This window comes from Bacillus sp. FJAT-26390 (assembly GCF_001682865.1).
Lineage (GTDB): Bacteria > Bacillota > Bacilli > Paenibacillales > Paenibacillaceae > Pristimantibacillus.
Genome location: NZ_MAQX01000022.1, coordinates 157,764 through 182,777, shown reverse-complemented (window position 1 = coordinate 182,777; position 25,014 = coordinate 157,764). Strand labels below are relative to the sequence as shown.

Genomic DNA, 25,014 nt, shown 5'->3' with positions numbered 1-25,014 from the left:
TTTCATACATAAATGATGCTCAATTGGTCACAATATAAACGAAAGAGCTGTTTTTCGACGTAACTTTTGCATTGTACCACCGAGGTAAGTGCTTCTGATTTGGTTTAATGCGGCCTCTAGCCGCAAAAAAGAAAAGAAATTGCATGCACTGCAGTTTCAATTCGCAAAACTTTAGGAGGGTATCTCAATGACATTTTTGGGCCATGTTGTTCGGTTTATTGTAGCCGCGCTAGTGCTTATGCTTGTCGGGTTCATCGTTCCTCAGTTTAGCGTTGGCGGGTTTTGGAGCGCATTCTTCCTCGCTCTTGTCATCGCTGCGCTCGGCTGGATCATTGAAGGCATCTTTGGCAAAAGAGTTACACCTTTCGGACGCGGTATCGTCGGCTTTATCGCCAGCGCAGCCGTCATCTGGATCGCTCAATTTATCGTCGGAGGCGTATCCGTAACGCTGCTCGGCGCCATACTGGCCGCGCTCGTAATTGGGATTATCGACCTGTTCATCCCAGTCAGCACGCCATATGAAGCTGGCAGACGAAGCCACGACTAGCTGAAAACCTCTAAATCCGGCCGTACAAACGCACAAGCCTTTGATTGCCATGCAACGGCGGTCAAGGGCTTGTGCGCTTATACGGCATTCCATTTTGATAGCGGATCTATATAGACTTTTCACATGTTCTTCATGAGTTTGTCATATCACTGTCACTGCATTCAGTGCCAAGTTGGAGTACAATGGATAAAGCAAACCGAAATGAAAAAGCTGGACAATCGAAAGGGGAAGCTATACAAATGAAAAAATGGCTGCTATTTGCAAGCGCAATGTGTCTTGTATTCGTTATCGCCGCATGCGGCGCGAGCAACACCAAAGAAGAGAATAAGGAAGCAAACACCACTGTCGCAGACAGCGGCGCAGCATCGTCCGACCTTGTAATAACAGCATCTAACTGGAAGTTCGACCAGAAGGAATATAAAATCAAAGCTGGCGAAACCGTTAATCTTAAGCTGGATTCCGTAGACGGCATGCACAGCGCGCTTATCAAAAAAACCGACTATGAGATTAAAACAGGCAAAAGCGTTGCAGTAAACATCAGCGAGCCGGGTACTTATGAAATGGTGTGCAATATTCCTTGCGGCGCAGGCCACAGAGAAATGAAAACGACGTTAGTCGTTGAGTAAATAATAGTTGCAAAATAAAGGCTGCTCCGTTGGTTTACACAAACCTTCGGAGCAGCTTTTTTTTGTTTTTCCGGTCTATTTTTATAAGCAGCTCTGTCTTTTTTTCCATTCGCTTATATAATCATTACTTTGGGATTAACAAAAAAACTCTAATCGCTCAGCCTCTTCCACTGCCGCCCAGCCTCTGATAAGATATTCACAATACAAACTGCGAATGGAGGAATGGTGATGGGAGCACTGCAAAATCGGGTCGCCATTATTAGTGGTGCTGGAACAGGATTGGGCCGCGCAGCAGCCATTTCTTTTGCTGCCGAAGGCGCGGAAGTCGTCCTGCTGGGAAGACGTCTGGCGAAGCTTGAAGAAACGGCATTAGTCGTGCAAGAGAAGACGGGCAAAACCGCCCTCGTGCTGCAAACGGACGTATCTGACGATCAGCAGGTACAGGAAGCGGTCTCTGCTGCAACCGCGCATTTTGGCCATATCGATATTATTTTGAACAATGCAGCCGTACTTGAGCAAGGAACTGTACATGAATTATCGTCTGACGAGTGGCAAAATCAAATCGCTATCAACTTAACGGGACCGTTTCTGCTGACAAAGGCTGCACTGCCGGCTATGCGCAAAGCAAAGTACGGACGAATTATCAATATAACCTCCGGTCTTTCTTGGAACGGAGCAGGCGGTTACGCAGCATACAGCGCAGCTAAAGCCGGACTTGAATCATTAACGCGCACGCTCGCAGATGAAGAGCATGAGCACGGCATTCTCGTTAACCTATACAATCCAGGTACGCTTCGAACCGAAATGCATGCAACAGGCAAAGATCCCGCCATCGTGACCCCTGATCTGATACGGCTAGCCAGCTTATCCGCCCTCGGTCCTACCGGTACGATTGTCTCTTATGGTTAATCTGATATATGAAAAAAAGCGTTACAGGGGTTTGTTCCTGTAACGCTTTTTTTAGCGTGGTATATGGCTGCTTGTTTAGTCCGATTGTGTTTTGAGCAAATGAGAGCGGCCGTCCAACCTTTTTATACGAGAAGCGGTACCGCTTTTTGTACATCACCTTTGCTGTAAATCAGAAGTTAGCTGTGCTCGATAAGCTCAATCCACTCGTTATATTCGGTTTGCAGCTTCGAGTATTCGTTTTTCAGCTTATGATGCTGCTCAAGCAAATCCGCGTGATCCTCGGCAAGCTTCTCCGCGGAACGCGTTGCTTCATCGCGCTCATACGACAACGACTCCAAAGCGCTCGCTGCCTCATCGCGCTCATAGGCCAGCTTCTCTGCTTTACGCGCAGCCTCGTCGCGCTCTTTCGCAAGCTTCGAAGTGTGCCCGCTAAGCTCTTCCTTCAGCTCAGAAGCTGAAGCGGCTTCCCGCCTTGCTCTCTCTAGCTGTTCAAGGAGCGCCTCTTCGTCCGCTTCGCGCGATTGCTTCTCTAGCTCTAGCTGCTTCGCCTCAGCGGCTATCTGCTCCGCATATTGCTGCTGCGCTTGCAGGCGCTCGCTTAGCTCGCGTTCGCGCGCTGCCGCTGCCTCGAGCTGCTGCGAAGCGATACGCTCGCGTGCTGCCGTAAACTCAAGCTGTTCGGTCAGCTCCTGCTCCCGCGCTTCCAGCTTCTCAAGCTCGGCCTTGTAGGCTTGCTCGCCGTCGGCAGCAGAAGCTGCTATCTGCTCGATTCGATCAAGCTGCGCCTGCAGCTTCTGAATCGTCGTCTCATAATCATGCTGCTGTTGAAGCAGCAGCTCCTCTTGATTGGCCGTGAGCTGCTTTTGCTGTTCATCGTATTGTGCAGTCAATTGCTGCAAGCGCTCCTCGCGCTCGTCCGCCAGCTGCTTAAGCTCTTCCTCCTGCTTCGCGGCAAGCTCATTGTAACGCTCCTCATACTCGTCAACCAGTTGTTCGGAGCGAGCAGCTTCCTTAGCGGCAATCACTTTCGCTTGCTCTTCAAATTCGCTAGCCAGCTGTTTATTTTGATTCTCATATTGAATCGCCTGCTCAAGCAGCTGTTCCTCATACTGACCGGCAAGCTTCTTGGACTGCGCTTCCAGCTCGGCTGCCTGTTTTCTTACTAGCTCATCATACTCACGAGCCAGTTGTTTATAACGCTCGTCATGCTCCTCTGCCTGCTGCCTTGCCCGTTCCTCTAATTCACGAGTAAGCTTGTTGTTTTGCTCCTCATGCGAAACGGCTTGCGCCAGCAGCTGCTCTTCGTATTGATCAATGATCTTTCTATCATTTGATTCACGTTCAGCAATTTGCTGGTTAACTCGCTCCTCGTATTCATGAGCAAGCTGCTTGGATTTTTGATCAAATTCATGCTTAAGCAGCTTGTTTTGCTCTTCGTATTGAACAGCCTGCTCAAGCAGTTGCTCTTCATTTTGATGAACCAGCTTCTGAAGCTGCTCCTCGTGCTTCGCGGCAAGCTCCTTTTCCCTTGCATCACGTTCGGCTGTTAGGCGCTCATAGCGCTCATTGCTTTCTGCGGACAGTTGTTTGAACAGCTCATCGTTTTCCGCTTCTACCACTCGCAGCCGCGCTTCCTGCTCCAGTTGAAGCGAGCTCACGAGCTCACGCTTCTCTTCCTCCAGCGACTGCAACTGCTGCTCGTGCTCTTCTTTCAACAAATCTCGCTGCTTCTCTAGCTCGGCGCGCAGCATATGCTGTTGTTCTTCGATATGAGCTAGATGAGTCAGCTCTTTCTCTTCCTGCTCGAGCTGCAGCTTAAGCAGCTGCTCCTCAAGCTGGAGTTGCGCTTCCTCCTGCTTCTGCTCCCGCTCTTGCGCATCTTTCAAGCGCTGCTGCAGCTCCGTAGCACGCTTATCCGCTGCAGAGACGTGGCTCCGTTCATGGGCTAGCTTCTGCTCCAGCTCTTGCACCTGCGCGTTTGCTTGGCTATTGTGCTTTTGCAGCTCCTCAATTTGGGTTCGAGTCTCATTCAACTCGCTTTGGGCAAGCAGCAGCTCGCTCTCCCGCTCTTGAACATCCCTCTCCAGCTGCGCAAAAGACGTCCGGAACGTCTCTTCCTGTTCCATCGCCTGAACGAGCTGATCATCCGCTGCCGTTAGGCGCTGCTCCAGCGCTTCCTTATCTGCGTTCCAGCCTTGCTGAAGCTCGGCTATCTGAGCTTGCAGCCTGCTCCGCTCCTCCAGCCAGCCGTTTCTGCGTCGCTCAAGGTCAGCGCGGAACGCTTGCTCCGCCTGAGCGGCTTCCGCCTTCCATGCCTGCTCGCGCTCCTCGCTCTGCCGGGAAAGCGCAATCTGTGAAGACTCTGCATGTGCCAGCCAGCTCAGCTCGCGCTCATCCCATTTGCTCTGCCAGCTTTCTTCAAGCTTAGTCATTTGCGTCTCTTTCTCTGCCGCCTCGGCTGCCAAAAGCGCTTCGTGCTCGGATTGCAACGTGGATAGCTGATTATCCTTCTCGCTTCTTAGCGAATCCAGCTCTTCCGCTCTCACTCTTTCAAGCTCGGCTAGCTGTAACTCCTTATCCAGCTCAAGCTCCATCAGCTGATTTTCTTTGGCCTGCTGCAGCTCTGATAGCTCCGCTTCCAACCGGGCTTTCAGCTCAGTCAATTCGGCTTCCTTAACCCGTGCCAGCTCCATGAGCTCCGCTTCTTTTGCACGGCTTAATTCGAGCTGTACCGATTCCATCAGACTATGCAGATCCGACAGCTCTGCATCCGTTCTGTTTCGAAGCTCAGTCAGCTCTTCTTCCTTCACGCGCGCAAGCTCGGCAAGCTCGGTTTCCTTAAGCCGCGCAAGCTCATCCAGTTCAGCCTGCTTCTCCGATTGAACCTTCGCTAGCTGTTCGTCTTTCTTCGTTCGAAGCGCCGCGATCCGCTCCACGTTCTCTTGCGTAAGCCGAAGGATCGTTTCCTCCTGCAGCCTGATTGCCTCCGCCGCTGCCGCTTTCTGGGCCGATGACTGCTCTTCCGCGAGCGCAAGCATTTCGGCTAGCTCCGCCTCCGCAGCCTCCTTCGCCTTCTGCAGCTGCTCGCTCGCCATTCGTTTCGTTTCGGCAAGCTCAGCCTTCAGCGAAACTGCCTGCTCGCTTATTTTCTCAAGCTCCTGAATCATGAGGTTAAGCTTTGCTTCCTCCTCCAGAAGCCTCGTATTATCACGCCGCAGACGGAAAACTTCCTCCGTAATTTGCACGGCTGAGAGCACCGCGAGCTTCGGCATGTCGAGTCTCGGATAACCTTTTGCCAGCTTTTTCATGCTTTCGTCGATTGCTGCTGCAACCCTTTTCATATATTCCACATTGGAATGACCTTTTAATTTATATTGAACTCCATATATATCAACCGTAACTACTGTTTGTTCAGCATCCATTAAGGCGAATCCTCCTATTGTCCAAGTAGAGCAAGCGTAAACGGCTGACCGCAGCCTTTGGCTTCAAAAGTTCGTTTCACGTTGAAATACAAGCATAATCATCGAAGAAATAACAATTATGCCTTGTATTACAAGGAAAAAAGCCGCATCAATAGCTCACTAGGAACTATTTCGATGCGGCTTTGAAGGTTTCCTGCCTACTTACGCAATTCCGCTGCAAAAGATTGTTCTAATTGCAATACAACCTTCCCATGCAGCTCCGTTACCTCTTCATCAGTCAATGTACGCTCGCCGTGACGGTAAACTAGCGACAGCGCAACGCTCTTTTTGCCTGCTCCAAGCTTCTCTCCGGTATATACGTCGAAGACGCGGACAGATTCGAGCAATTCTCCTGCAATCTCCCACGCTACGCCCGTTAGCTTAGCAGCCGCAACCTCTTGGTCAACGACTACCGCGATGTCACGCTGCATAGCCGGATAACGAGGAAGCACCTTGTATTCGATCTCCGAATCAGCCAGCTCATAGATCAAATCAAGACCGATCTCAAGCACATAAGTGTCAGCTAGATCCGATTCAATTTGAAGCGCAGGATGCAGTTGTCCGACATAGCCGATCACTTCATCGCCCTTCGGCGTGTGAAGGCGAACGGCAGCCGTTCTGCCCGGATGGAAATGCTCAGGCTGAGCCGCTTCATACGTAACGCTTGCCGTTAAGCCAAGCACCGCAAATATCGTCTCCAAAATCCCCTTCGCATCGTAGAAATCCACTTGAGCTGCCTTCGTGTTCCACTGCGCCTCCGAGCGGTTGCCCGTAAGGAGTGCTGCAAAACGATGCTTCTCATGCGGCAAGCGCGTCAGCTGCTCTTCATCGGTATGGAATACGCTGCCGATTTCAAATAGTGATGCAGATTCATTTTTACGGTTGCGGTTATAGGCCGCTGTTTCCAGAAGCTGAGCGACAAGCGTCGTGCGCAGCACGCTGCGGTCTTCGCTCATCGGCATCGCAAGGCGAACCGGAACCGTTTGCTCAGCTAGCGCCGGGAATAGCTTCGTGCGCTCAGGCCCTGTGAAGGAGTAGCTAACCACCTCGTGAAGGCCCGCATCCGAAAGGCGCTTGCGCAGCTCGCGGCGAATCGCTTGCGGCTTCGTCAAGGAGCCCGGCACAACATCGCCATGAATGAGCGTTGTCGGAATTTCATCGTAGCCGTGAAGGCGAGCGACTTCCTCTATCAAATCAACCGCGCGCGTAATGTCACCGCGACGGGTCGGTACGTTTACTGTAAATACGTTGCTGTCGGACAGCTCATATTCGAAATGAAGCCGGCCAAAAATCGTTTGAACCTCTAGTCTCGAAAGCTCCGTACCGAGGTATCCGTTAATTTTGTCCAAGGAAACCGCCACTTTGGCTGGCTTCGCTTCTCCCGCCGTTACTTCTACGATACCTTCCGCAACTAAGCCTTCTGCAAGCTCAGCGATAAGGGATGCAGCGCGGTCAAGCGCAGGAATGACTCTCGCCGGATCAACTTCTTTCTCAAAGCGGATGCTTGATTCCGAACGAAGTCCAAGCTGACGAGACGTTTTTCTTACCGTGCCGCCATCAAATTTAGCCGATTCGAGCAAAATGTTAACCGTCTCGCCCGATACCTCCGTGCTTGCTCCGCCCATTACACCCGCAAGCGCGATCGGCTCCTTGCCATCCGTAATGACAAGCATATGCGGCTCAAGCTTGCGCTCTTGGTCATCCAAGGTTACAAGCGTTTCGCCTGCTTTCGCTAGGCGCACATCAATGCGTCCGCCCGGAAGGCGGTCTGCGTCAAAGGCATGCAGCGGCTGTCCATATTCGAGCATAACAAAGTTTGTAACGTCAACGACATTGTTGATCGGACGAACGCCGGCAGCGATCAGCCGGTTTTGCAGCCACAATGGGGAGACGCCGATTTTTACGCCTTTAATATAGCGTGCCGAGTAATGCGAGCATTGCTCCGGCGCACTGATGCTGACCGACACAAGGCTGTCAGCGCGCTCAGTTGTGTGATTAATGACTGCGCTTGGCAAACGCACCTCGCGGCCAGTCAAAGCCCCGATTTCATAGGCTACGCCCAGCATGCTCAGGCAATCCGAGCGGTTCGGCGTCAGATCGAGCTCAAGCACTTCGTCGTCAATAGCCAGCACATCGCCGATTGACGCTCCAATCTTCGTTGCTGCCGGAAGGACCAGAATGCCCTCCTGCTGCTCCTTCGGAAGAAGCTTATCGTTAAGGCCAAGCTCCTTCGCCGAGCAGATCATCCCTTGGGATTCAACGCCGCGCAGTTTCGCGCGTTTAATTTTGAAATCGCCGGGCAGCACAGCGCCAATAACAGCAACCGGAACAAGCTGGCCTGCATCGACATTTTTCGCGCCGCATACGATTTGAAGCTCTTCGCCCGTACCAACGTCCACCTTGCAAACGTTCAGCTTATCCGCATCCGGATGTTTTTCCTTCGACTTCACATAACCGACTACGACGCCGGTTACGCCCTTGTTGCGAGATTCGACAACGTCGATTTCAATGCCGCCGCGCGTCATTTTCTCAGCAAGCTCTTCACCGCTGAATCCGGACAGGTCGATATATTCATTTAACCATTTATAGGATACATTCATCTCTCTTCTTCCCTTCTCTCATTGCTACATTCTTGCGAATTGGCTTAAGAAACGCAGATCGTTCGTATAGAAATGACGAATATCGTCAATGCCGTATTTCAACAACGCGATACGCTCAACGCCCATACCGAAGGCGAAGCCGCTTACCTCTTCCGGATCATAGCCGCCCATTTCGAGAACGCGCGGATGAATCATGCCGCAGCCAAGAATTTCAAGCCAGCCCGTGTGCTTGCACATCCGGCAGCCATTGCCGCCGCATTGCACGCAGGTTACGTCAACCTCTGCGCTTGGCTCCGTGAAAGGAAAGAAGCTTGGGCGAAGCCTGATTTGCGCTTGCGCGCCGAACATTTGCTGCACGAATTGCAGCAGCGTGCCTTTCAAATCGCTCATTCGAATGTTTTTGCCGATGACAAGGCCTTCGATCTGATTGAACTGGAACGAATGCGTTGCATCGTCATCATCGCGGCGGTATACCTTGCCTGGACAAATTACTTTAACCGGCGTTTGACCGTTCATCGCCTTCATCGTCCGAACTTGCACCGGCGATGTATGCGTGCGCATGAGAATATCATCCGTTACGTAGAATGAATCCTGCATGTCGCGCGCTGGATGGTTTTTGGGCAGATTAAGCGCTTCGAAGTTATAATAATCCGTTTCCACCTCTGGACCTTCGGCGATCGTGTAGCCTAGACCGATAAACACGTCCTCAATCTCTTGAGCAACCTTGTTCAAAGGATGCACGGAGCCCGTCGGAAGCTGCTTGCCTGGAAGCGTAACGTCAAGCGTCTCCGCCAAAAGACGGTTATTCGTTTCCGCTTGCTGGAATGCCTCCTGCTTCTCGTCAATTACCGTTTCAATCGCTGCTCGCACGTCATTCGCGACCTGGCCGATTACCGGACGCTCTTCAGCGCTCAAACCGCCCATTCCACGCAAAATTTCAGTCAAAGCACCTTTTTTGCCAAGATATTTGACGCGCAAATCATTTAACTGCTGTGGGGTTTCTACATGCTGCAGCTCTTGCAGCGCTTCGCCGCGCAGTCCTTCCAATCTTTCCTTCATTCTTCTTCGCCTCCATATCATCATCCCTAAATCATGACACAAAAAAAGGCCCTCTCTCCCTAAAGGGACGAAAGAACCGTGGTACCACCCTAATTCGGATTACGCTCCAGCCGTAGCGGATTGCAATCCCTTAGCCCCATAACGGCGGGAACCGGACTTCCCCTACTCGCGCCATGCGGCATGCCGCGGCGGCGTTTCAGGTGTCTGCTCCGGAGTGAATGTTCGGCAGCCTAATTTCACAAAGACGCTCTCAATCTACGGCGTCTTCTCCCTGTGCGAAAGCACTGCTTACTTGTCTCCATCATCGCTTTACTTCGGATATGAAACATTAATCTATATTATATGCAATCAACAGATGCGATGCAACAGCAAAACCTGCTTTTATTACGAATCAATCCGCATCATCATCTCTTCCAACAGCCGGATGCGTGCGAACGAAGCCCGCAGCAGACCGATCCCGATCTCGGGATACAAGCGGATCAGTCTGGAGACGTTATCGCCTACCAGCTTCAAAACCCGTACATCTCCGAGCAAGGACTGCGCCGTTACGGTAGACGGCGTGCTATCGAGCGCTGAAGTTACGCCGCACACATCGCCCGTTCCAAGCACGCCAATCGTGCCTTCCCAGCCTGCGGCAGAGATGCTCGTCAGCTCGATATTGCCGTCAACAATGACGTACATCGCTGGATTGGGCTCTCCCCGCTCCAGCAGGTTTTCCCCATCCAGGCATGTATGCTCCTCCGCAATGCTCGCGATCAATCCAAGCTCCTCCAGCGACAAATCGGCAAAGTAGGGAACCTGTCTTAGAAAAACGACCTTATTTAGTCTGCTCATCATCTGCTCGTCGCTTGCCATATGCTCCCCCTCCTCTACTAATGCGGCTGCGGCAATCTCCCGCCACCAATCATCGCTTCCCTTTACGGCCGCCTCCAAAATGGAACGCGCTTCTTCGTCCGACTGAACGGGCTTGCCTTCTTCGCCTCGTTCCAGTACGGTGAGCAGAAACTGCGATAACCGCCGCTCGCCCATTCCCTCGGCGAGCACTTCCCATGCGTTGCTGCGAATCTCTTCGTCCTCATCGGCAGCCGCATGTTTAATTGCATCCACAACCTGCTCATCGGCCAGCTTGCTTAATATCGCCCATACGCCTGCAAAAATAAAGGAACGAACCTCCCGCCAGCGCATAAGCGCAAGATGCGAAAGCTCTGCCTTGCCTAGCTGCTTGAGCGATAACGAATAACCGGAAGCCGCCTCAAGCTCGCTGAGCCGCTTAAGCGCCTCATCCGTCAGGCCCGTCCGCACCTGCTCATCTGGCAGCAGGGCAGATAATGCTGAGACCGCTGATGTCCAGCGCTTCGGCGGCGCATCCGGCAAGCAGTCAAGCAGCGGCTTCACCGCGCTGCTGCCCATTTGAATAAAGCTCTCCGTCGTCGTGCGGAACATCTCCTGATCCATCATCGGAAGGCGCTCTAGCAGCTTCGGAATAATCGACGTTACTTGCAGCGTCCCTAAACAAGAAATAGCTGCTACCCTTGCCGCGGGATGCGCTTCATCGACAAGCCTCTCGATCTTCGGAACGAAAGCATGGAGCTTTAGCTCTGCGACTACCCGGCATATATAGACCGACGATTCGCCGCCCTCGTCCAGAATACGGTCGATCACCTCCGCGCACGCTTCATAGCTTGGCGCGTTATTGAAGGAGTACATCGCTTTAACCGCCTCGGCTACGACGCTTGGATGCCGATCGAGCAGCTTTTGCCGCAGGAAAAAGAACGCTTGGTGCTCCATATGCTTCATCCTGCCGATTTGCCTTACGCCCTCGGCGCGCATCTCGTCATCTGGGTCCTCCAGAAAAGCGGCTACTTTAACCATTGCATGCAAATCCGCACTCTCTAGGTTCATCGCGCGAACGGCTGCCACACGAATGCGAGGATTAGGGTCATCAATAAGCGCTAGCAATTCCGTCACGTCATTCGGATTTTGCAGCCTGCCTAAAATTTGCAAAGCAATTTCTTTGGCTGAGTCCTGCGGAAGCTTCAGCATTCTCCGCACCTCATCGATGGCTGCATCATTGCGGCTGAATTCATCGAACTGCTCCGCCAGATCATTTTCCCCAAGCGTCTGTACGCTGTTAACGAGCTCGCGCATATAAAACCTTCTGCCAAACCAAGCGAGCACGAACAGCAGCGCCGCTCCGGCTAGTCCAACGAAAGATAGCAGCGTCCAAGATAGGCCAAAGCCTGAATGCAAAAACTGCAAGCCAGCGCCGATCAAAATGCCCGCGGATGCCGCAATGCCCTGCGCCGCATACCGGTAGCTGTCCCGCTGGGCAAGCGGAAGCGTTTTGAAAAATAGCTGGTAAGAAGGCTCCGCTGAATAATAAAGCAGCAAATACAGCAGCATGTAACCGGCCGAAATGATCGGAAGCGCAGCCGAGCCGCCTACAAAAATCAACGCGCCGGCAAACGAAATGACATATACGCCCGATATCGCCGTGAGCATTTGGCTTGCGCCAAGGCGCGCCATCAGCTTACCCGATACGGTCTGCAGCAAAAACGCGAGCACGAACAGCACCATCGTAATCATCCCAAAAAAACGGCTGAATGCTTGCTCGCTCGGGAATGAGATTTTGGTCACGTTCAGAAATTGATATTCCATCAGAAAATAAAGCGCTGGCATAAGCGTCATCAATAAGATGACCGTTAACAGAAAGGGCGATCGCAGCGCATGCTTAAACACCGCAGCCGTCGAAACCTGTTCCTCTTCCTGCGCATTTGCTTCGAGCTTGATCGATAACGGAACCAAATAACGGGAAATGACTTTACGGTAATTGGGCAGCGCCGCCAGAAGCAGCAAACCGCCAGCCGCATATACAACCTCAGGCCCAAAAGCAAGGCTGATAAGCTGCGCAAGCAAACCTGCCGCTACACCGCCAAGCGTTGCCGAGCCAACAAACACGGGCATCAGTCGCTTCGCCTGCTGCGTTGAGCATAGATCAACCGCTAGGCTCCACAGCAGAATCGTCTGCTGCCTGACGACAAAGCTTGATGCAATGAACAAAACCGGATAATACCATCTCAGCTCAAGCCCAAAGCTTTGCAGCACCAGCAGCACCAAGCCGTTAACGACAACAATGCCGAGCAAGATGCCATATAACACTCGCATCAGCTTTGGCTTGGGAAGTCTGGCAGCCAGCCACGACAAAAGCCAAGCTTCTAACGGCAAAATAAAAGCCTCCGCCGCGTAAACGTAAGGGAGGTACTCGCTTCCGAAGCGTTGATTGAACAACGTCATGAAGCCGTTATAATTTAGCATCTCGGATATTCCGCAAATAAAAAAAACGGGCGCCATCATAAGCAGCTTTCGCTGATCCTCTGGACGGGCACCGATTGCACGCAAAAATCTGTCCATATTCATTTCGCTTTAAACCAGCTTTCGATGATAGATTAACCGGTCTTCCCCTTCGTAATAATAATCTGGGCATCTGCCAACCAGCGTAAAGCCGCTTCGCTCAAACAGTTGTCGAATGCGGTCATACTCCGGCAAGTCGCACGTATAGGTTACTAGATATCTAGCGTTCATCGTCTTTAAAAAAGCATACATTTGCTCAATAAGCATCGCTGCCAAGCCTACCTTGCGATATTGATGGTGCACAACGAGATAATCCCAGCTGAAGCCGCCGGTCTTCTGCTCATTTTCCGCAATGCAGTTGATGCCAATGATGTTGCCAAGCTCATCCTCGGCATACCAGAAGAAAATTTCCTCTTTCAGAGCACGGTAGGGGAGCTCGCGAAAATGAACCAGCTCCCCCGGCGTGTAGCGCGTATCGTCAAAGGAATGGTCCGATAGCAAAAAATCGACGATTCTCCCTGCTTCTTCGGTTGTAGAAATGCGTTCAATCCGATACTGTCCCACTAGCATTCGTCCCGCCTCCACCTTGCTCCTATTGTTATACGGCCAGCGTTCCGTTCCAGCCCTCTGTCGAACCCTTCTGGTAATATTCATCGCAAAGGTAGAAATAAAGCTTAGCCGCTTTGTCGAAGCGATTGATTTTTATGACCTCAATAAACGTTTCCCGCGCATCGAAGAAACGCCCCTCTTGGCACAGCATAATGCCCTTCTCGAACATCAGCCTCGTACGATCCTTCAAGCCGCGCTCCGAATCCGAATCGCCCTCGTAAACGTCGATTAGCTCAATCGGATCATCCTTGCCGTCAATCCGGACGCGTCCAAGCTGACGGAAGCGGTACTTCTCGGGAGAGCGAAGCTGCTCAAAAAAAGTACGGGTAACGAGTATCGAAGCACCCATCGTATCCGACATGCGCTCGAGGGTAGCGGTAATGTTCACATCATCCGAAATGACGTTGCCCTCCATCCGCTGCTCCTCGCCCACGATGCCAAGCATCAGCGGTCCCTTATGGATCGCCATTCCAAGATCGACGGCAGCGAAGCCGGAAGCCTTCAAGCTTTCATTATAGGATACAAGCTCTCTGCGTATGGCGACTGCCGCGCGCAGCGCATCCTCATTCCGGGCAGGGAACAGCGCCATGAAGCCCGCTCCTAAATATTTGCTGATCAGCCCTTCCTCCGTGCGGACAAACGGGCTAAAGCGCTTAAGAAACATATTCATGAAATCAAAATTTTGCTTCGGCGAAAGCTGCTTCGAAAGCTGGTGGAACGAGCGGATATTCGCGACCATCACCGTCATATTTTGCTGAACCTGATCGCCGAGATGGATGTCCGTAATGCCTTTTTTGCCTAAGTATTTGAAAATTTGCTGCGGTACAAAACGGTGCGAGGCTTCGCTGAACGACGTAATGTCCTTAATATAAGTGCGAATATGAAGCGCCATTCGGTTAAACTGCTCACCCAAATCGCCCACTTCATCCTGCGAACGGATATTGACTCTCACATCCCAGTTGCCGTTTGCCATCTCCATGACGCTTTTGCGAAGCTTGCGAAGGGAAGACAGCAGGTAATAGGTAACAGCCAGCACCAGCACAAGGAGTACCATGCTTATAAGCCCAATATTCCGCATGACGCTTTTGTAAATCGTTTGATTGGATTGATAGAGAACGTTCAAATCGCGGCCCGTTTCATATACGCCGACAATTTTGCCCGAGGAGTCATAGATAGGTCCGATTGCATACAGCCACTTGCCTGTCGCATCCTCCCAACGGTCGGTCAAAACTTCGCCGTTCTCAACGACTAGCCGATTCTGATCATTGACTGGAAACGGCTTATACATATTAACGCCGTCATCATCATCCATCATGATAAAGATTTCGCCGTTCTCGTATTTATACAATGTGCTGTATAAGCCCTTGCGGTTGGCAGCGTCCTCGCTTTCGAACAGGAAGTTCATTTTGCTGCGGATCGTTTGATAGTCTTTGTTCATATAATCGTTAGGCGAGGTGAGTCGATTCAACTGGTCGCCGTTAATCATATTTTGGCCATTGCGCGCAAGCAGCGAAAGCTGCCTTTGCATCTCATCCTCCATCCTGCTGGAGAAGCTGTCATAGATGAAGTTGGACAACAGGACCATTGCAATGATCAATATAGGAACAATGGCGAATACTTGTTTAAAAAAGAGTGAAATTCTGCGATTGAGCACATGTACGTAAAATAGCCTCATCATCAGCAAAAGAATAATCGCCAGCACGGCAGCAGACAGCCAAATCAGCCAGCCCTTTACGATGGAGCTGCGCTCATAGGTTAGTTTTGTCAGCATATTGGTTTGGCCCTTAGCCGCGGCTATGCTGACAATGCGATCATCCAGCACGATATCCATCTGCCCCGCATTATCGATCGTCAGGTCCATAATATCCAGACTCTCGGCGTTCGGCGCGATTTTTCTCAGCGTCGCTTCATCTATTTCCGTAACCAAATCGCTGGAATCTACCGCATTCATGCTCGTAACCGCATTAACTAAACGATCTACAAAATATAATCTTCCGTTATCTTGAAGCAGCAGCCCTTCCGGGAAGTTTTTGCGGGTGCGGTCCATACCGTCCAGCGGATAAGAAATCTCGCTCGCCCCGTCAGCCTTCACCCGAAAAATAGCGCCGCGCTTCGTCGAATAATAGATATTGTCCGGCTTGTAGCCCACAATTTCCGATAGATAACGATCTTCCGGCAAAGCAAACGTCAGCGTAACCTCGGGCTTGCCGCCTGCTGCCGACAAATGGTTCAACTGTACCTTGTTATCTTCATTAATATAGAAATAAACATCATTGCCTGCGACCTGAAGACCCTTGATGAGGCCTACTCGCTTGTTCGTGCCGCTTCCTTTGAACGTAAAAAGGTCTTTGCCGCGCGTATCGCCCAGCGTATAGCTTATGATCCGTTCCTCTTGCACATAGAGCCCATAGCTGTCCAAGACGGTATCAAGCGCATAGATCGTACCGTCCTCCGCAACCGCGATATCGGTAAAATCATGCCTGATGCCATCGTCAGCATTTTGGCGGATAAGCTCTTTAATTTTGCCATCGCTGCTCATTCGCACGATTTCTTGGCGAGAGTCTCCAATAACGATTAGGTCCCCGTCAGGGCCAGCGGAAGTTTTCGACAAATAGGTGAGTGGTTTTTCTGTCGTATAAGGAGGGGTCTGAAAGTGATTTGAATTCGGATAAAGCCAGAAGCCGAGGCCGATCGCTATCATTAGCAGCAGAGCAATACCCATTGTGGACTTTCGCATGCGCACCATCGCTTTCACTTTGCATAATTCTTCTATTTCCATAGTACTACATGTTTTGCTGTTTGGCATTAGTTTACTTGTAACTATCGCTCGAATGTTAGCTGTTTCCGTAGGTTTTTGTTGATGGCGTTTAGGGCTTATAGTACTATGAATATAGTAGAAAATAGGAGGAGCAGACCGATTTGTGCTCACTCGCGGAAAGGAAATTTATGGGACAACTCGTATGCGGCGGAGCCACGATGCAATGCTCCTTCGGAGCAGCTCCAAGCACGTTAAATGTACTGCCTGCCAACCGTGTTTTGACGGCTATGCCGATCGCAAACATTATGGATAACAAGCCGATGGTTAATATTTTACCCTTTGGCGTATGCAACTCGATGGCGAATCCCATGGTCGCAGCCGCAACGGCTGCCGCTTTAGGCGTACTGACTCCTCAGCCCTGCATTCCCGTTACAGCCGCTACATGGGTACCCGGCTCGCCAACCGTGCTGGTGGCGAACATGCCCGCTCTCAACAATTCTTCAAAATGCATGTGCAACTGGGGGGGCGTCATTCAGCTCGTAAATCCAGGACAAGTGACGATACAGGTGCCATGACATGATCGAACAGCTGCTCAAACCCATCATAAAGCCGATTCAACGCAAAATCATTGCTCCGATCAAGCGCGCCAAAACGCTGCCGAAGCGACTTTTCGCGCTGCTGCGCAAATGGCTCGTCACCGCTATTTTCGGGCCGCTCCGATCGCTTAACAATTATTTGAAGATCGGAAGCTACTTCATAGCGAAGAAGCTGATTGCGCTAATTGTCATCATTACGCTTGTGATCGTCTATTTTGGCTTTATTAGCCCGCCTGCCTTTATTAACAAATGGTTCGGACGGACGCCGCAGCTTGAAGCATCCGCTGCAGCAGCAAGCAGCTTTACGGGACCGGCAACCATTACGGATGCGGACGGCAGCTTGCTCTTCTCGGGCCAACTGGAAAACGGACAATACACGGGAGCCGGCAAGCTTTATTATCCAAACGGCAAGCTGCGCTATCAAGGCGACTTTGCCAAAGGAATGATGTCTGGGGCAGGCGAGCTGTATGACGAAGAAGGCGTCCTTCTCTATCGCGGGGAGTTTGCAGGCGATCAATACGCAGGTGCCGGAACGTTATTTTATCCAGACGGCAAGCCCAAATATGAAGGACAGTTTCTAGCTGGCGCATATGAGGGTGCCGGAACATCCTTTAACGCTGACGGCAGCATCGTTTATGCCGGCGCATACGTGAAGGGCGTTTACAGCGGCGACGGCAAGCTATACAGCGGACCGGATAAGCTGCTTTACGAAGGGCAGTTCAACAACGGCGTCTACGAGGGTGCAGGCAAGCAGTTCGACAGCAGCGGCGTGCTCCTCTATGAAGGAAATTTCCTTGCCGGCAAGCTTTCAGGACCCGGGAAACAATATTTCCCATCCGGATTTGTGAAATACGACGGAGCCTTCCTGCTAGGCAGCTATCATGGCATTGGCAGCTTGTTTAATGAAATGGGCTCCGTCGTCTATACGGGCTCGTTTGCCGGAGGACAGCAGAACGGCACCGGGCAAGCTTATAACGCCGCAGGCGGCATCGTATATGACGGCAAATTTGTAAATGACAAATATGAAGGCGTAGGCGCGTTGTTCGATATGGACGGAGCGCCGCTCTATAAAGGTTTTTTCCGCGGAGGCAGCTTATTTGCGGAAGGCTTCATGGATCTTTCACTCGTCAAGCTGCAAGAAACATTAGGCGCTCCCGATGCGCCCGTAATCGCGCCTGAGGAAGACGCGGTAGACGAAACGGCTGGCTCCGAGGAGCTTGCCCCTGATGCAGGTGCCGAGTCCGAGGCTGGCGTCATTAATCCGTCACCAGCAGCGACAGCAGCAGATGACGCAGCCGGGCAGCCATCAGCTACGCCAACATCTGCCGCCGGCGCAGAAGCGTCTGCAGCACCAACATCAACCCCTGTACCGTCAAGTGTCGAAGTTAAGACATTAGCCGCAAGCAGCGAGACTGCCGTGCCGAGCACCAAAGATACAGCTTCTGGCGCAGCAAGCAGCTCTGACGGTTCCGCTTCTGATGAGAGCTTGACCGCAGAGCCGATCTTGCCGCAGACGCTGACATTCAGCGCGCTGCAAATGTCCTTTCAGCTTGAAGTCGACGAGGACAATCCTGAAGCTTTCTTTGTACGCCAGCTAACGACTTGGAATTCCACCGTAATGGAACAGACTTACGCGCGGCTGTTAGCCGCGAAGGCGGTTTCCACGAAGGAGAAGCTGGAGAACGGCCGGTCGACCGTCTTGTTCAAATCAGGCAACACGCTTCTTACCTTTTTGTTAAATAAAGACAAGCCCGTCAGACTTGAAATGACGTACATCGTACCTGAGCCATAACATTAAAGCAGGCAGAGGAAATTTCCTCTGCCTGCTTTTTTTTAGAACATCTTATTGCTGGGCATATTGCCTGATAAAAGCTAATATCGGCTCTGGCTGCTCCAAGCTATGCGGGTGATGGCCGACTCCCGGCTTCACGATCAGCTTAATCGTCCCGCCCAGCTGCCGATATTGCTGCTCGAACGGTAGCGCATTCTCCGCTATAGGCAGTGGAATATCCGCATCCCCCGCGACGATGAGCACGGGAATGCTAGCAGCTGCAAGCTCTTCTACTCTATCGAGTGGAGAGCAGCCCGCAGTGGCAATTGACTCCTCTGTCCTATCATAAACGGACAAGCACTCCTCCCATTCTGCCTGCGCTCCAGGGCCTTCCCCTTTTCCGCCTGGCCAGCTTTGCATATCCAAGACAGGGGCATCCAAATACAGCAGCTTTACTTGCTCCGGATATTTAACAGCGTAGTTAAAAGCATATAGTCCGCCGCGGCTAAAGCCAAAGAGAACCGTTTTTGGAGTGAGCTCGAAGGTGCTTGTCACATAGCTTTGAAACGTCCGCATTCGCTCCACTGCACCAGGACAGCCATACATATTGCTTAACCTGTAATAAGCGATAGCCCAGCCCTGCTCCAGCAAAGCCATATCGGCATAAGCGAAGGCATCAAAAAACTCAGCGCGCCATATCCACGGCTTCCCGGCAGCAAACTGCTTTGGAAAAACAATGAGCCCTTCTCTTCCATCCAGCATAAAATCGACTCGCTCATAGCCCTTCCAAGACGAGGTTCTGATTCTACCCTCATTTTCCGGCAGTGCTGCAAGCTCTCGTATCTTACTTGCAAGAGCAGCGCCTTTCAGCAAAGCCAGCTCAATCGGAAGCGCATCGGCTTTACCCGGATTCGTATGGCCGATATGCTCCTTCCAAGCGGAGCTAAGCAAGCGATGCCGCTCTAGAACGACTGTGAATAGATCCGAGCTGCCCGGCTCCAGCACGTATTCCGGCGTTTGCTCAAGCGAAATATTAAACAGCACGCGGAGCAGGCTGCTTGCAATAAGCCAGTGCCCTTCTGCATTCGGATGAATGCCATCACCTGTAACATGGCGCGGGTCCATCTCGCGCTTCTTCTCCCATAGATGAAGCATCTGATCATGAATCGGGACAAGCGCATCTGCGATTCCTTCCAAAGACATTATCCAGTCTGCATAGCGCTTCAACACATCCTCATACTGGGCAAAGGGCGCTGCATAGCTGTATGTAGATTGACCGAGTGGCATTAAGCTTCCGGCATCAAACGATTCCGCATCAAACGGAGGAGGCGTCATTAGAATCACTTTGGCTCCCGCTTGCTTAATCTTCCCAACAGCGCTTAGAATCCCTTGCTGATAGGCTTCAAATCTATCTTCGGAGAAGGGATAATAAATGCCGTCATTCATCCCATAGCAGACAACGACCCAGTCCGGCTTGACCTCCGATAGTGCCTTGTCGATTCTCTCATGCACGCAGGGGCGCGGAAAAGGATGGTCCGGTTCGCTAAGTCCGGATGCCGTCTCGCTGCTTACTCCTAAATTAACGAGAGTGATCTGATGATCCGGCAGATGCTGCAGGAAATAAGCATCCATAAAGGCAATAAACGTCCCCTCATCCGTTATGCTGTCTCCAAGAAATACGATTGTTTTCTCATAAGGAATAGCGGAATCCTTTACGTACAACGGCTTCATGCTAGTATCCTCCCTGAATTTAGTTTGACTGCATATTGATGCATGGCGCCTGGCAGTCCTCGAAAGGCTAAATAACCATCGCTAATTAACGTCCACAGCCGGTATTCAATAAATGGATAGTCGATAAGCTGAGTACAACTCCCCCAGATTTCCCCTACAACAGCTCCGGCCTTCACGAAGCCGTCGTCCGTATCTTCCGTTAGCTTGCCAATCACGTCCATAAGCCGTTTATCAAGCTCATTTTCAGCTGCGTGCTTTATTTGCCCATTCTCCCAAAGGCGAAGCTTGCTCTTTTGCTGCGCAAGCTCCAGCCACTCTGCTTCATAGCGCTGCCTATCGAATTCCGATAGCAGCTCCGCTTGCTCAAAGCACTCTACCATTTTCAAAAAAAGCTCCGGCTCCAGCAGCCTCAGTGCGTAGTAACGATTGCTGCCTTGCGCGTCTGCCAGGCTATTCCGATAAAAAAGTGAACCATTCATCATTCGAATCTCATTCTCTCGGCCTTTCAGCAAATGCATAACGAATCGCAGCCCGACCTGTTCATGAGCGTTATCCCCGCACCAGATGACGATTGAATTTTGCCCTGCAATTGCGGCAATTCTCTCAATCATCCGCCCGATCTTATGCTCATGATTCATATGATGGTTAAATAAATAACCCGATAACCGCTCGGAAAGCCAGCTTTCACGACTCCGCTGCCCCTCCGCCTTCACAAGCTCGTTGATCGGTCCGGTTGAGAAGCAATCATTAAACGCAAGCACCTCGTTTTCCATGCGTTTCCCAAGCTTGCTGAGCGTTACCTTCAAGGAACCGGCATCTGACAGGCTGAACATGATATGTACCGTACGCTTGCGCTGCTCGGCTTTAGCAGCCCGCTCCACATGCTTGCTGTACAAGTGCCTATCGGAATCTGCAAGAGCCTTATGCTCCCCGTCTCCCTGCTTTGTGGATGCCGTTGTCAGCTTTAGCAGGTCGTTCAGCAGAACTCTAACCTCTCCCTCGCTAAGTTCACTAAGCCTCTCAAAAGCATCCTCCACGATCAACTCTCCTTATAATTGGAATAAAATTGTCTCTATTATAGCTCTATCGCTTTTTGGTAGCAAAAAAAAACTGTCCAGCAAGATCATCGTGCTTATCGATCTTCTGAACAGCTTATCATGGTCTATTCCTGCTGCGAGGCAGCCGCTTCGGCGAGCCCTTGATCCGAAGGATCCTCCGTTTGCTCGCCAGCCTGAGCAGCGCCCAAGCTCTTAAACGCCCACCAACGGACCGCTATTACGGAGGCAGATGACTCCGTCTCGCCCTGCAGCTTCATGCCGATACGGAATGTGCCTTTCTCTGGATATACAATCGTTCCCAGCGACACATTCGGAATATCCGGCTCAAACTCCGTCCCTTTAAAAACATCGCTTTGGCCGTAGTATACCTTTTTCATCGTATTCGTGCCGCCACCTTGGATCGTCCGGTCTACCTCTTCCAAACCTACGACAACCGATACCTGGCCATCGCCCAAACCATGCGGAATCTCATCCGATACGTAGTTTTTCTTCCCTCGCGAGAAGAAGAAGCCGCCCGTTTTGCCGATAGATTCCAGCGCCACTTCCATCGTGCCGGTCGCAATCTCGTCATAGAGATGCTGCGGACGCGGAATGCCGAGCTTGAAATCAAATTCATTGCGCTCGGGATGATATTGCACGTCTAGCGACGGCTTCTCGTCATATTCCAAATCATGCGTCTCCGCGCTTGCATAAAACTTGTGCAGCGACGATGAACGTGTTGTTTGCGCAAGGCGCTGTAGGAGCGAGGTGCTCTCGATATATTCGTCAAAAGGAACGCGGTCAACCTTCTCAATCATGTACGTCGGTCCCATTTGGAGAAGGCTGATCTTCGCTAAGCAAATGCTCTGATCGGCTGCGCCCTCAACCGCTTGCTCCAAGGTACGCTCATGCCAATCCTTCAAGATTCTGTTCGCAACCGGCTCATCCAGCACATCGATGACATGCTTGGCATTCGTATCCAGCGGTATAACGGAATCGCCTATCGTCAGCTGCGCTGCGCGGTTCGGAACGGCAAGCTCCGCTTTGGCGCCCGCCGTCTGCGGTGCCTTCACATGGAAGCTGACCGAGTATTCCGTCTCCTGCGCATCCCCCGGCTCTACAAAGGATACGTGGTTGCCATCATGCCCGACCGAAGTGAAGCCCGCTGCTTCATAGTCATAGGAAAACGCGATTCGAGGCGTTTGCAGCGTTTTCTCCACTACAAGCTTAATCTCGACTACTTCACCGACGTTTACGTATTTAGGCATCCGCTGCGTAATGCGAACATTCGCATCCTCATAGATCGTAGCCACATTTTCCAGCAGCCTGACGAATTCGAACGAGGAAGGAGCCGGCGCTTCTTCATTGATGAACAGACGGTAGGATTCCAACACACGGTTATACTCGCTTACCTCATCATTGCGAATCGCGGAGTTGCCGACCGAATGAACCGGCTCCTTCCCCTTCTCGTCATAAGCGATGCACAAATACACGTTCTTCTTATATTCATTGTTCGTGAAGCCTTCAATCATCGACAGCTTCAGCGTAACAGGAGACGGAATGACGAGCTCGCGCCCGATATAATCGATTGCTACGCCCATTTCGACCGAGATCGTTTTATCGTCTACCGCGACCACCTGCATGCCGGACAACACGCCGCTGCCATAGAGCAGCCGGTTCAACAGCCTTCTTTTATCGTTAAAATATTTTTGCTCCGACTCGAAATCGCGCACTGTCAGCAGCTTCCCGTAAAAATAACGATTTCTCTCAAATGGATACAGCCTCGATTTTTTCACCTGTACCGCTCCTTCGCGTTTTTATATTATTCCAGCTCTGAATCCATTTCTAAACGGGTATGGACATCCAATCGCTTCTCCATGCCGATGTCCACGATCAGCGTATCGTTTGGCATCGTACTGTCTGGGTTAAGCTTGAGCAGCGATGGCTCGGTAAGCACTGTATTAATCCCTAGGTACGTGTGCAGATCCAAATACATCCAAGGCTGCAGCAGCACAAGCTTCGCTTCCGTAAAGGCAGGCTTCTGCTCGTCCAGCAGCTGTTCAATGACGACCCGCTGCTTCTCCGTTGGTGCCTGCTCCGGCCTTAGCAGCACCGTAAACGTATAAGGGTCGCCGCCGTACAGCTGGTCCGTCAAATGCCGCAGCTCGGCGTTGTCACGCATCGCCTTTGTCTGAAAATATTCAACGATGAGCGGCGTTATGCCGGTGTAGATCTCGATCGTTTTCATCAAGCCCTGCCGTGTGCCGCGGAATCGGTACAGCTCCGGCGCCGCCTGAATGAATGCTTGTACCTGTTTATCGGTCCAATAGTCATCGGTCTCCAGACCAACCCAGGTTGCAAGCCACCGCAAATGCTCGCCTGTTGCCCGTTCAGGATCGATGTACGCCGATAGGTCCTCGATTTCTTCCTCAATCCCGGAAAACAGAGTGCCGAATAATGATAAATAACGTTCAAGAAAATCACGGCTTGCCGGATCCTCTTGATAAACAGCAGGCAAGTAGGATAAGTAGGTGTCCCTTGGAAAATAAACCCGCATCGCTTCCAAAAGCGGCGTATATCGCTCCGAAGCGATCCATTCGATCTTCAGCCATAAGTAACGGCCTTTCGCGCCAAAAAACAACGCGTCCCTCGGATTAATAACCGGGGGCGACCAAAAACCCTCGAGCCCCTTCAGCTTATCGCGATAGGGGATCGTCGAATCAGCCAGCCAGTCGTCCACCTTGCGGTATCTTCCGTCGATGATGCAGCTGTCATCATTTTGGCTGAAATACGAGACATGAAGCTGCGTCCCGTCAGGAATAAACGTTTCGAGCGCCATTTTGTGCCAAACCGTCTCGGCCTCTGCGCTGTCGAACGCTTGCGATAGCCAGACACCTTCGGGTACGCCCGTTTCCTCCATCAACAAGGTTTGCGGCTGCAGGTTCAATATCGTAACCGTTCCGTCCTCGCCGTTTAATATGTACATGCGGTCCTTCTCATCAATCAGAAGCTGGTCCGCTTTGCCGCGAAAGCCCGTAATCCGTCCCATCAGCTCGCCAGCTGCATTTAATTGCAATATAAAACGGTCATCCTCGCTGACTTGGTCCATCTGCCGCGAATCGCCTACATAAAGCGTCCCGCCGCTATCGACGCACAAACCGGCATATGGAAGCGAGGCTAGCTCGCGCCTTGCGAGCATCTGTCCGCTTGATCCAAAGGCAAACAGCTTGGCGTATAACGTATCGAAAATATAAAGCTCGCCGGAAGGCGCAATCGTCATAAAATACGTTCGATTCAAATGCCTAAGCTTAGCCCGCACATGCTGGGTGAAGCTGGCATCGCTCCATACGCGAGCGATTGCGCCGCCAAGCGTAAATTGTATAATGCCAAGCTTGGCTCCTGCCGCCACAGTAGGTTCATCCGCTCCGGCATCAAGCTCCAGCGGCGTTAGCACATACACATAACGTTTATCTGCCGCGATGGCAAGCGGCTGCAGCGGAATGCCGTCAGCCTCGTCGCCCATTCGCGACCAAAGCGTTTGTCCATTGCCTGTATGATAAGCCGCCACCGTTCTTTCGCTCGTGCGGTCGGCGGCAAATAAAAGGTCGCCGGAGGCAGCAAGTCTAGCATGATTGCTGAACAGGCCATGCCCCTGCGTAAACAACCGTTTATGATCCGAATTGCGGCGATCATAAATCCACACATCCGCCCGCTCGTCCAGCAAATACAAATGCTCATGCTGAGAAACGGCAAGCTCCTTGACCGATGCCGTTCCTGCGAGCTCATTTAGCTGCAGCGTGCCGGCTATCCCATATTTATGGTCGCGGCGAACGCCGTAGCCCGCCAAATGATACGCCAGATTGTACCCGGTGCCGCGCAGCCAGTCCTGCTCGCGGCCAATCGAGAAAAAGTGGTTTTGTCCGTTCATGCTGTACCTCCTTTGCAGCCGATTTCCACGA

15 protein-coding genes are annotated in these 25,014 nt (G+C 51.7%); 5 read left to right on the top strand and 10 right to left on the bottom strand.

Annotated elements, in window-relative coordinates; translation table 11 throughout:
* Nucleotides 1-187 precede the first annotated feature (187 nt).
* The 3 genes from A7975_RS17995 (at nt 188) to A7975_RS17985 (ending at nt 2,082) form a co-directional block, all read left to right on the top strand.
* Nucleotides 188-547, top strand: coding sequence for a phage holin family protein (locus A7975_RS17995; protein ID WP_053374634.1), 360 nt, complete (start codon nt 188-190; stop codon nt 545-547).
* 239 nt (nt 548-786) lie between these two features.
* On the top strand, nt 787-1,173 hold the full coding sequence (locus tag A7975_RS17990) for a cupredoxin domain-containing protein (protein WP_065386390.1): 387 nt from the start codon (nt 787-789) through the stop codon (nt 1,171-1,173).
* Nucleotides 1,174-1,401: 228 nt separating this feature from the next.
* Entirely contained in the window at nt 1,402-2,082 is a 681-nt protein-coding gene (locus A7975_RS17985; protein ID WP_065386036.1) for an SDR family NAD(P)-dependent oxidoreductase, read from the top strand.
* 176 nt (nt 2,083-2,258) lie between these two features.
* On the opposite strand, the gene A7975_RS17980 is transcribed toward A7975_RS17985, so the two are convergent.
* The 6 genes from A7975_RS17980 to A7975_RS17955 form a co-directional block, all read right to left on the bottom strand.
* Nucleotides 2,259-5,504, bottom strand: a complete 3,246-nt coding sequence (locus A7975_RS17980; protein ID WP_065386035.1) for a hypothetical protein — start codon at nt 5,502-5,504, stop codon at nt 2,259-2,261.
* A gap of 197 nt (nt 5,505-5,701) precedes the next feature.
* Nucleotides 5,702-8,143, bottom strand: coding sequence for a phenylalanine--tRNA ligase subunit beta (pheT, locus tag A7975_RS17975; RefSeq protein WP_065386034.1), 2,442 nt, complete (start codon nt 8,141-8,143; stop codon nt 5,702-5,704).
* 24 nt (nt 8,144-8,167) lie between these two features.
* Nucleotides 8,168-9,202 carry a phenylalanine--tRNA ligase subunit alpha gene (pheS, locus tag A7975_RS17970; protein ID WP_053374629.1) on the bottom strand — a complete coding sequence of 345 codons (1,035 nt, stop codon included), beginning with the start codon at nt 9,200-9,202 and terminating at the stop codon, nt 8,168-8,170.
* A gap of 384 nt (nt 9,203-9,586) precedes the next feature.
* Nucleotides 9,587-12,619, bottom strand: coding sequence for a cyclic nucleotide-binding domain-containing protein (locus A7975_RS17965; RefSeq protein WP_065386033.1), 3,033 nt, complete (start codon nt 12,617-12,619; stop codon nt 9,587-9,589).
* 6 nt (nt 12,620-12,625) lie between these two features.
* Nucleotides 12,626-13,123, bottom strand: a complete 498-nt coding sequence (locus A7975_RS17960; protein WP_065386032.1) for a GNAT family N-acetyltransferase — start codon at nt 13,121-13,123, stop codon at nt 12,626-12,628.
* 28 nt (nt 13,124-13,151) lie between these two features.
* A complete protein-coding gene (locus A7975_RS17955) occupies nt 13,152-15,908 on the bottom strand; it encodes an adenylate/guanylate cyclase domain-containing protein (RefSeq protein ID WP_255314415.1) in 2,757 nt (918 codons plus the stop codon).
* 200 nt (nt 15,909-16,108) lie between these two features.
* Here A7975_RS17955 and A7975_RS17950 point away from each other — a divergent pair, with 200 nt between their 5' ends.
* Together A7975_RS17950 and A7975_RS17945 are read left to right on the top strand one after the other, a co-directional pair.
* Nucleotides 16,109-16,495 carry a DUF4280 domain-containing protein gene (locus tag A7975_RS17950; protein ID WP_065386389.1) on the top strand — a complete coding sequence of 129 codons (387 nt, stop codon included), beginning with the start codon at nt 16,109-16,111 and terminating at the stop codon, nt 16,493-16,495.
* A gap of 1 nt (nt 16,496) precedes the next feature.
* The gene (locus A7975_RS17945) at nt 16,497-18,308 is read left to right on the top strand and encodes an MORN repeat-containing protein (protein WP_065386030.1); all 1,812 of its coding nucleotides are present in this window, start codon (nt 16,497-16,499) and stop codon (nt 18,306-18,308) included.
* Between the two features lie 51 nt (nt 18,309-18,359).
* Here A7975_RS17945 and A7975_RS33165 read toward each other — a convergent pair whose 3' ends face one another.
* From A7975_RS33165 to A7975_RS17925, 4 genes are all read right to left on the bottom strand, one after another.
* Complete coding sequence (locus A7975_RS33165) at nt 18,360-20,018, bottom strand: DUF459 domain-containing protein (RefSeq protein ID WP_082198285.1); 1,659 nt, start codon at nt 20,016-20,018, stop codon at nt 18,360-18,362.
* A complete protein-coding gene (locus A7975_RS17935) occupies nt 20,015-21,055 on the bottom strand; it encodes a DUF1835 domain-containing protein (protein WP_065386029.1) in 1,041 nt (346 codons plus the stop codon). Before A7975_RS17935 ends, A7975_RS33165 begins: the two co-directional genes overlap by 4 nt.
* A 125-nt stretch (nt 21,056-21,180) precedes the next feature.
* Nucleotides 21,181-22,851 carry a hypothetical protein gene (locus A7975_RS17930; protein WP_065386028.1) on the bottom strand — a complete coding sequence of 557 codons (1,671 nt, stop codon included), beginning with the start codon at nt 22,849-22,851 and terminating at the stop codon, nt 21,181-21,183.
* 26 nt (nt 22,852-22,877) lie between these two features.
* Complete coding sequence (locus tag A7975_RS17925) at nt 22,878-24,983, bottom strand: phage tail protein (RefSeq protein WP_065386027.1); 2,106 nt, start codon at nt 24,981-24,983, stop codon at nt 22,878-22,880.
* Between the last annotated feature and the right edge of the window lie 31 nt (nt 24,984-25,014).